The 7,138-nt window shown below is 69.2% G+C and carries 7 protein-coding genes and 2 pseudogenes; 3 read left to right on the forward strand and 6 right to left on the reverse strand.

All coding sequences use genetic code 11. The annotated features are described in order from the left end of the window. Nucleotides 1–226: 226 nt before the first annotated feature. The 3 genes and pseudogenes from O3Q52_RS45525 to O3Q52_RS45535 all read right to left on the reverse strand — a co-directional run bounded on the left by O3Q52_RS45525 (nucleotide 227) and on the right by O3Q52_RS45535 (nucleotide 3,153). Nucleotides 227–1,843 carry an MFS transporter gene (locus tag O3Q52_RS45525; RefSeq protein ID WP_269654373.1) on the reverse strand — a complete coding sequence of 539 codons (1,617 nt, stop codon included), beginning with the start codon at nucleotides 1,841–1,843 and terminating at the stop codon, nucleotides 227–229. 285 nt (nucleotides 1,844–2,128) lie between these two features. Beyond that, nucleotides 2,129–2,752: pseudogene (locus tag O3Q52_RS45530) on the reverse strand (DUF2252 family protein); the annotation flags it as partial. Nucleotides 2,753–2,826: 74 nt separating this feature from the next. Then, complete coding sequence (locus O3Q52_RS45535; protein WP_269654374.1) at nucleotides 2,827–3,153, reverse strand: carboxymuconolactone decarboxylase family protein; 327 nt, start codon at nucleotides 3,151–3,153, stop codon at nucleotides 2,827–2,829. A gap of 642 nt (nucleotides 3,154–3,795) precedes the next feature. Between O3Q52_RS45535 and O3Q52_RS45540 the strand changes: the two genes are divergently transcribed. Next, on the forward strand, nucleotides 3,796–4,131 hold the full coding sequence (locus tag O3Q52_RS45540) for a hypothetical protein (protein ID WP_269654379.1): 336 nt from the start codon (nucleotides 3,796–3,798) through the stop codon (nucleotides 4,129–4,131). A 61-nt stretch (nucleotides 4,132–4,192) separates the two neighbouring features. After that, nucleotides 4,193–4,558, forward strand: a complete 366-nt coding sequence (locus O3Q52_RS45545; protein WP_269654375.1) for an amphi-Trp domain-containing protein — start codon at nucleotides 4,193–4,195, stop codon at nucleotides 4,556–4,558. Between the two features lie 181 nt (nucleotides 4,559–4,739). Here O3Q52_RS45545 and O3Q52_RS45550 read toward each other — a convergent pair. The 3 genes and pseudogenes from O3Q52_RS45550 to O3Q52_RS45560 form a co-directional block, all read right to left on the reverse strand. Then, nucleotides 4,740–4,826, reverse strand: a pseudogene (locus tag O3Q52_RS45550) (IS5/IS1182 family transposase); the annotation flags it as partial. A gap of 93 nt (nucleotides 4,827–4,919) precedes the next feature. Next, a complete protein-coding gene (locus O3Q52_RS45555) occupies nucleotides 4,920–5,594 on the reverse strand; it encodes a CBS domain-containing protein (protein WP_269654376.1) in 675 nt (224 codons plus the stop codon). A 35-nt stretch (nucleotides 5,595–5,629) separates the two neighbouring features. Beyond that, the gene (locus O3Q52_RS45560; protein WP_269654377.1) at nucleotides 5,630–6,094 is read right to left on the reverse strand and encodes a Crp/Fnr family transcriptional regulator; all 465 of its coding nucleotides are present in this window, start codon (nucleotides 6,092–6,094) and stop codon (nucleotides 5,630–5,632) included. 433 nt (nucleotides 6,095–6,527) lie between these two features. Here O3Q52_RS45560 and O3Q52_RS45565 point away from each other — a divergent pair. After that, the coding region (locus O3Q52_RS45565) for a universal stress protein (protein WP_269654378.1) at nucleotides 6,528–7,138 on the forward strand (611 nt) is incomplete at its 3' end.

The following is a 7,138-nucleotide window of genomic DNA, read 5'->3' on the forward strand; positions in this document are numbered from 1 at the left end:
CGAAGCGACGCCAGATGGCCACCACCACGAGTACCCAGAACCGCGCACCTGTCCGTCCGACGGCTCCGGTGAGCCGACGCGTCGCCGCGGTCGTGGCAGGGTCGACCGCCAGGGCCTTTGCGGGGCAAGGACTACCAGCCCTTGGCGTCGGCCCTTCCCGGCGCTCTGCGCCGCTCCCAGTCCGTCGGAGCGGTGCGGCAAGGACGGCTTGGTTCCCGTCCCGCGGCTATGGCCTCGTCGAACGGGGCTGGGTCTTCGGGATCCTGTGGGTGAAGAACATCGCGACGAGCGCGGCGAAGGCGAGGATGGCGACCGCGGCGCGCAGACCGTCGATCCTGGCGGCTTCGTTCGCGTCGAGTGCCGCTTGAGTCACCTCCGTGCTCGTGCCCGCTTCGTCGAGCGCGGACTCGAGCTGGGCGTCCGACAAGAACGGTACGCCGCTTTCGAGTTCGACAGTCGCCTGGCTCTTGACCTCGGCCGGGATCGCCGGATTCTCCTCCACGCTGGTGAGGAAGGACGTCGTCATCGCGGCGATCAGGATCGACCCGGCGAGTGCCGTGCCGATCGAGGCGCCCAGGTTGGTGACGGAGTTCTGGACGCCGCCGACTTCAGCGCTCTGTGATTCAGGCTCTGCGGAGACGGTGACAGACCCGAGCTGGGAGGCCAGCGCGCCCATGCCGAGCCCGATCAACAGCAGAGGGATGGTGACGATCTCCGCGCCGGCGTCCGCGTCGAGCGCGGCCATCAGGACCACCGCGCCCGCGAGCAGCGCGAGGACCCCGAGCCGCACCACCCGCCGGGGCGAGACGTCAGGGAGGTAGCGGGGGATCAGGACGGCGGCGGCCAGCAGCGTGACGGAGAGCGGCAGGATGCGGGCACCGGTCTTGAGCGCGGACAGGCCCAGAGCGACGGACAGATAGAGCGGTACGACGAAGAAGACGCCCATCTGAACGAGGTACTGGAAGAAGAACATCGTCAGTCCGCCGGTGAGCTGCTTGTTCTGCAGCATGGCCGGGTCGACGAGAGGCTCCCGGTGCCGCTCCACCATGCGGGCCTCCCAGCGGAGGAAGAGCCAGATCAGCAGAATGCCGCCCAGCATCAGCCACACGACCAGCGAGATCCCGAGCCACGAGGGCGCGTCGGGCTTCGGCTGGAACCAGCCCCACTCGTCGGAGCGGAGTACTCCGTAGACGAAGATCCCGAGCCCGAGCGCGGACAGCGCGGCGCCGACGAGATCGATGCGCGGGCGTTCGCCGACCGGCGCGTCGGCGATGCGGCGGGCGAGTACCAGGATGCCGAGCACCACCAGGACCTCTCCGGCGAAGACCCACCGCCAGGAGAAGTACGTCGTCGCGACACCCCCGATGAGCGGTCCGACCGCGATCGCCACGGCCCCCGCGGCCGCGACGAGACCGTAGGCGGCGGGACGGCGTTCCGTGGCGAAGTTACCGGCCACGAGCGCCACGATCGCGGGCAGGATGAGTGCCGCCCCGATTCCCTCCAGGAACGACCAGCCGAGCAGCAGCACGGGCAGGTTCGGCGCGAGCGCCGTGGTGAGGGAGCCGCAGCCGTAGATTCCGCAGCCGATCATGAACGCGCGTTTGCGGCCGATCAGTGCCCCGACCTTGCCGCCGGGGATCATGAACATCGCCATCACGAGGGTGTAGGCCGTGATGGCGCCCTGGACACCCGTCACTGTCGTACCCACGTCTTCGGCCACCGACGCGATCGAGACGTTCATGACCGAGCTGTCGAGCGCCATGAGGAACTGACCGGCCGCGAGTGTCAGCAGGACGGTTCGCGCCGTCGTCGGCTTCTCGGCAGTGCTGGTCCTGGGCGCCATTGGCGAATCGTCCCAGCTGTCCCGGAGGGTGATTCGCGACCCGCCACGATGGTCGACCAATTGGCGGACCGAGGTCGGCGCAGTCGCTCTGAGTGGGGAGTCGGGAGTCGGGAGTCCTCATGGCGCGAGAGAGACAGCCTCATGAGCCGGCAGAGCGCGCATGCAGCGCTCCTCACCACACCGCCTGCCCTCACTCGGGCTTCAGCCCCGCCTCACCATCGATTCGTGGCCGAACCGGCGTCCGAGTACGAAGATCGTGCCTCGTTCGGATGTGCCTCTCCCGGATCAGGCCGTCGGTGGTTCCTCCGTGGGCAGTCGGCCTGCGTGCACCGCGTCGACCAGGGCCTGGTGGCCGTGCTCGTTCTGGTCGGCGTAGGCCTCCGCGGATGTGGCGAGGGCTCGGTCGAACGAGTTGCCGCTACCCAGGTGAGCGGCGATCGCGATGCGGTCGTCGGACGGACCGTGCGTGCGCACGAGCCGGCGTGACTCCGCACAGTTCGCCGAACACATCCATGCCCTCCGGCCACATTTCCTCCGGCACGGCGATGCCCTTCCAGTCGCGCAACTGGCGGATGCGGAAGTCGCGTTGTTTGCCTTCGGTCCCGTCCACCCGCTCCCAGCCGAGGAGGATGTCGTTCGTGGCCTGCGTCAACCGCTGGCCTGAGACCACCCGTTCGCCCTGGTTGCGGTAATGGCCGGCGCCGACGTGTTCGGCGAGTACGGAGGTGTCGGCCTCCCTGGCCTGGAGGAAGAGCGGGTCCTGATCGTCCCGGCCGAGGAGCAGGAAGCTCCAGCATCGGGTGCCGACATTGCCGACGCCGACCACCTTGCGGGCGACGTCCGCGAGTCGGGAGTCCTCCAGGAGCGTGCGCCGGCCGAAGGCGGAGTGCGGCCGTATCGCTCGATCAGGGGCAAAGGGCTCCGTGGCGATCTCCGATGCCGGCCGAGCGGATCGGATCGGCGATGCCGGGTGGGGTCTGGTCTCAGCCCTGGGACTCGATCTCGGCATCGGCGACGGCGATGGCGATGCCGAGCGCTTCGGCGATGTTGCCCGCTGCCGTCATGACGCGGGCGGTGCCGACAATGGGCGCGATGGCGACCAGGACGTCCTGCAACTGTTCGGCGGTCAGGCCGGCCTTGAGGGCGGGGTCGATATGGGCCGCGTAGGAGATCGGTGGGGCATCCGAGGCGGCGAGCGCCGCGATGCGCGTGAGTATGAGCATGTCCGGGGCAAGCCCGCATCGCTCGATCGAGTCGACCGTCATGGCGGCGAGGGTGTCCAGGACAGGAGTTTCAGATGCAGTGGACATGACGCATGCCCTCCTGGTGGGTTTCGAGCCCGCGAGATATGTGGCGGAAGGAACCGAGTATTCCGCGAGCAAGGGGATTCCCTTCAACCCTAGAACCCATCCCGCCCCCGTGCATGGGGGCGCGTGGTTCGCCGCTCCATAGAGGTGGGGCGGGTAGCCCGGTAAGGGGCCGGCTCGACGGAGGCCCCGGTCGTCCGGGTTGACGGTGTCCGTGCGCCGCGCCGACAGGCCACGCCCGGTTCGGCGTGAGCGCCACGGGTTGCCGTGCTGTTTACCGGCGAGGTTCGTCCGCGCCGACTTGCAGAAAGCCCGTAGGGGCGGCATCCGCGGGTGCTGAGAGCCCAGCTGCCGCGCTCGGCTGCCCGAAGGCGCGACGACATCTTCCTGACCTGCACAGATGGTCTGTGAACTGCTCATCAAGAGCTGCCGGTCTCACACCTCGACATGCGCAGCGCACCCGACAGGACGAGATTGGAAGTAGCCCGACCGGCCGAACGGATGCGTGGCGGTTGTGCGGGGCCGTACGACGTGAAGGAGCTGGTGATGACCAGTCATGTGAGCGGGGCCCGCTCGGGTGCTGCGGTGCGGAGTTCGGAGAGGACCGGTATCGGCAGTGGCTGGCTGGTCTTCGCCGCCGTCCTGATGATCTTCGGTGGCCTGATGATGCTCTTCGCGGGCATCGCCGCCATAGCCAACGACGACGTGTTCGTCGCCACCCGCAACTACGTGTACGAGTTCGACCTCACCGGATGGGGCTGGATCCATCTGATCATGGGCGTTGTCATCACTCTCGCCGGTGCTGCCCTGCTCCAGGGCGCCACCTGGGCCAGGGTCGTCGGCGTGGGGCTTGCCGGCCTGGCCATGCTCGCGAACTTCCTGTGGATTCCCTACGCGCCGTTCTGGGCCATCGTCCTGATTGCGATCAATGCCTTCGTGATCTGGGCGCTGTGCACGGCTCCCAGCCCGTCGGAGCGATGAAGCCGGGGACGGCCTCAAGGTGCGGTCCGACACCCAGGTCGTATCCGGATCGGAGACACCCATGAAAGACCTCAAGTTTGAGCGGAAGGGCTCACTGTCTCGCTTCGAGGCGGCTGACCAGCTCTCATCACTCGCGGCCGCGCTGAGGGAAGGCGAGGATGCCGAGCTGGAACTCGGCCCGGGAACGCTGAGCCTGCGGATTCCCGACGACCTTCGCAGCGAGATCGAGGTCGAGGTCGGTGATGGGGAGATCGAGCTGGAGATCGAGTTCAAGTGGCCGACCATGCCGACCCGGCCAGAGCGATCACGGACGGCCACAGGCACGGAGGCAACAGCGCGAAAGGGCGTGCCTGCGAAGCCAGGGCGCGGCAGCACGGGCACCAGCAGAAGCAAAGGCGCGAAGCGGCCTGCCAAGAAGACGTCCTGAGTCCCTCCGAGGACCTCGGGCTGACCGCGCCAGCGAGTGACCGGCCCCGTGGACCTCAATGGCCCTGCAGCCAAGAGTTCGAGGCGAAGCGGTCTCGTCGCCAAGACATGGTGAGAAGGGCGCGGTACGCCGGCGTGGCCTGAGTCCCGAGGCGAACCCGGGGACCTGTCAACTCCCGCGCCAGGCGGACCCACAGGTCATCCGACACGATCCACGGCCACGCCCCCCCACCGCACCGAACGCTCAACTCCCGCCCCGGGCACTGCACCCAGGACCAATCCGCCTCACTGTGCCGGCCGTTGTAAGACCGTCATGCCCGGACCGGTTGCCAAAGGGCTTCCCCCTGTCCCTGTCCCTGTCCCTATGTGGCAGGCGTTGCCTCTGAGGAACGGCCATGCCCCGCGAGGTCGAACTCCACGTCCACAACGCCCTCGACGGCTCGGACCAAGCGCGCGGCCACGGGGACCAAGGACGCGTCCCGGACGTGCCCGCCGAGCTTCACGACTCCGTCCCGGACCTCTACCCGGACAGCGGACGCCGGCGTGGGGAAGAGGTAGGCCACGACCTCCCTGCGAACCTCCTCCGCGATCTCCTCGTCGTCCCGCAGGAACACCTTCAGCAGGTCGGCGCGGCTGACGACGCCCTCCAGCATGCCCAGGTCGTTGACGACGGGGAGCCGCTTGACCTTGGCGCGAGCCATGGTCCGTGCGGCCTGGGCGAGCGTCGCGTTCGGGTGTGTGGTGAGGGCGGGAGAGGTCATCAGCTCGCCGGCGGTCACCGCGCCGGCCTTGGCGAGGTCGGAGAGCCGCCGCAGTTGCGTGTACCGGTCGGGGTCGCTGTCGCGGAACTCCTCCTTGGGCAGGAGGTCGGCCTCGGAGACGACGCCGACGACGCGGCCCTCGCCCTCCAGGACGGGCAGGGCGCTGACCTTCCACTCCTGCATCATCTGCACGATCTCCTTGAAGCGCGCCCCGCGGCCGATGGCGGCGACCGTGTGGGTCATGACGTCGCTCACGATGTGCGGTGTGCCGTGCATGGTGACTCCTTGGTCGCGTCGGATTCGAGGCCCGGTCACAGGGTGCTGCCGCTGCCGTACGGCGCGTACAGGTCCAGCAACCTGTTACGGGCCGACCGCAGCCGGTGGGCGAGGATGTCGCCCACCCACTGGGTGACCGCATGGCCCAGGGCGTGGTCCTCCTGGCACATCGCCCGGACCTCCGTGGCGTCGAACTCGTAGGCGCGGACCGGGCTCGTCGCCTCGGCGCCCAGGTGCCAGGCGTGCGGCGTGAACAGCCAGGACCAGCCCACCAGTTCGTTGTGCCCGATGGTCTCGATCACTGCCGCGCGGCGCCCCGGCACATGCATGTCGAGGATCACCGTGCCGGTCCGGATGATCCAGAACCGGTCCGCGCGTGTGCCCTCCTCGAACAGGCGGGTCCCCTGCGGGAAGGACACCTCACGTGCGCAGCGCATCAGCCGTTCGCGGTGCTCGGCGGGCAGCGCACGAAGCATGCTGAATGTGGCGGAAGTGTTCATGACCCTGCTTCTTCCTCAAGAACGCGGACCGCTTCGTGAGACCGACGAGCACGGAGACGCCGGGCCGGGGCCGCAGCCGTGGTGGAGGCGGCCGGGACCAGCAGTGCGCCGCGCCGGTGGTGTGTGTCATTCGTCCCCCGGACGGGAGTACGGGCCTGCCGACTCCAGCGTCTTTCGGCGGGCCCGTACTCGCCAGGGGCCACCCGGCCCAGAGACCGGGCCGTACGGCACCGGACCGGCATGGGGCGAGTGCCCAGCGCCGCGCGGCGGACCGGTCCGCTTCGCGTCCGTCGCTCCGGCCTTGGAGCGAGGTGCGCGCCCGGGTTGGGCCGAAGGGCTCTGGGAAGGGCCCGGGCGGCCCCTACTCACCGTGCCCTTCCCGCACGAGGCTCTATACAAGGACAGGTACGTACACACGCAGGAGGTGCGGATCATGCTTCGACACGTCGCCGCGGGGATCGACGGCTCGCCCGAGAGCCTGGCCGCCGCGCACTGGGCGGCCCGGGACGCGCTTCGGCGTGGCGTCGCGCTGCGTCTGGTGCACGCCTGGGAATGGCGTCCGCGCCCCGCCCCGTCGGTACCGATGGGCGTGTCCCAGCGAGAGTGGGCCGAGCAGACCCTGGAGCAGGCGTCGAGCAGCGTCCGCGCCGCTCACCCCGGGCTGCGCATCGTCGAAGAGCCGGTGTCGCAGGCGCCGGTCGCCGCCTTGCTCGCGGCTGCCGAGCAAGCCGAGCTGCTGGTCCTCGGCTCCCGTGGACTCAGCGGTGTCGCGGGCTTCCTGGTCGGTTCCGTGTCCCAGCGGGTCGTCGCCAGGTCGACGAGTCCCGTGGTGCTCGTACGGGTGGGGGAGAGCTCCGCGGACGAGCACTTCTCGGCCCCCGGCGGAGTCTCGCCGGACGAGATCTCCCAGACTCCGTATCGCGACATCGTCCTCGGGCTCGACACCGGCCGGCCCTGTGACGAGCTGATCGAGTTCGCCTTCGAGACGGCCAGGCGCTGCGGCGCGTCCCTGCGGATTGTCCACGTCTTCAGCGCCCCGCCTGC

Source organism: Streptomyces sp. ActVer, assembly GCF_027270795.1.
GTDB lineage: Bacteria > Actinomycetota > Actinomycetes > Streptomycetales > Streptomycetaceae > Streptomyces > Streptomyces umbrinus_A.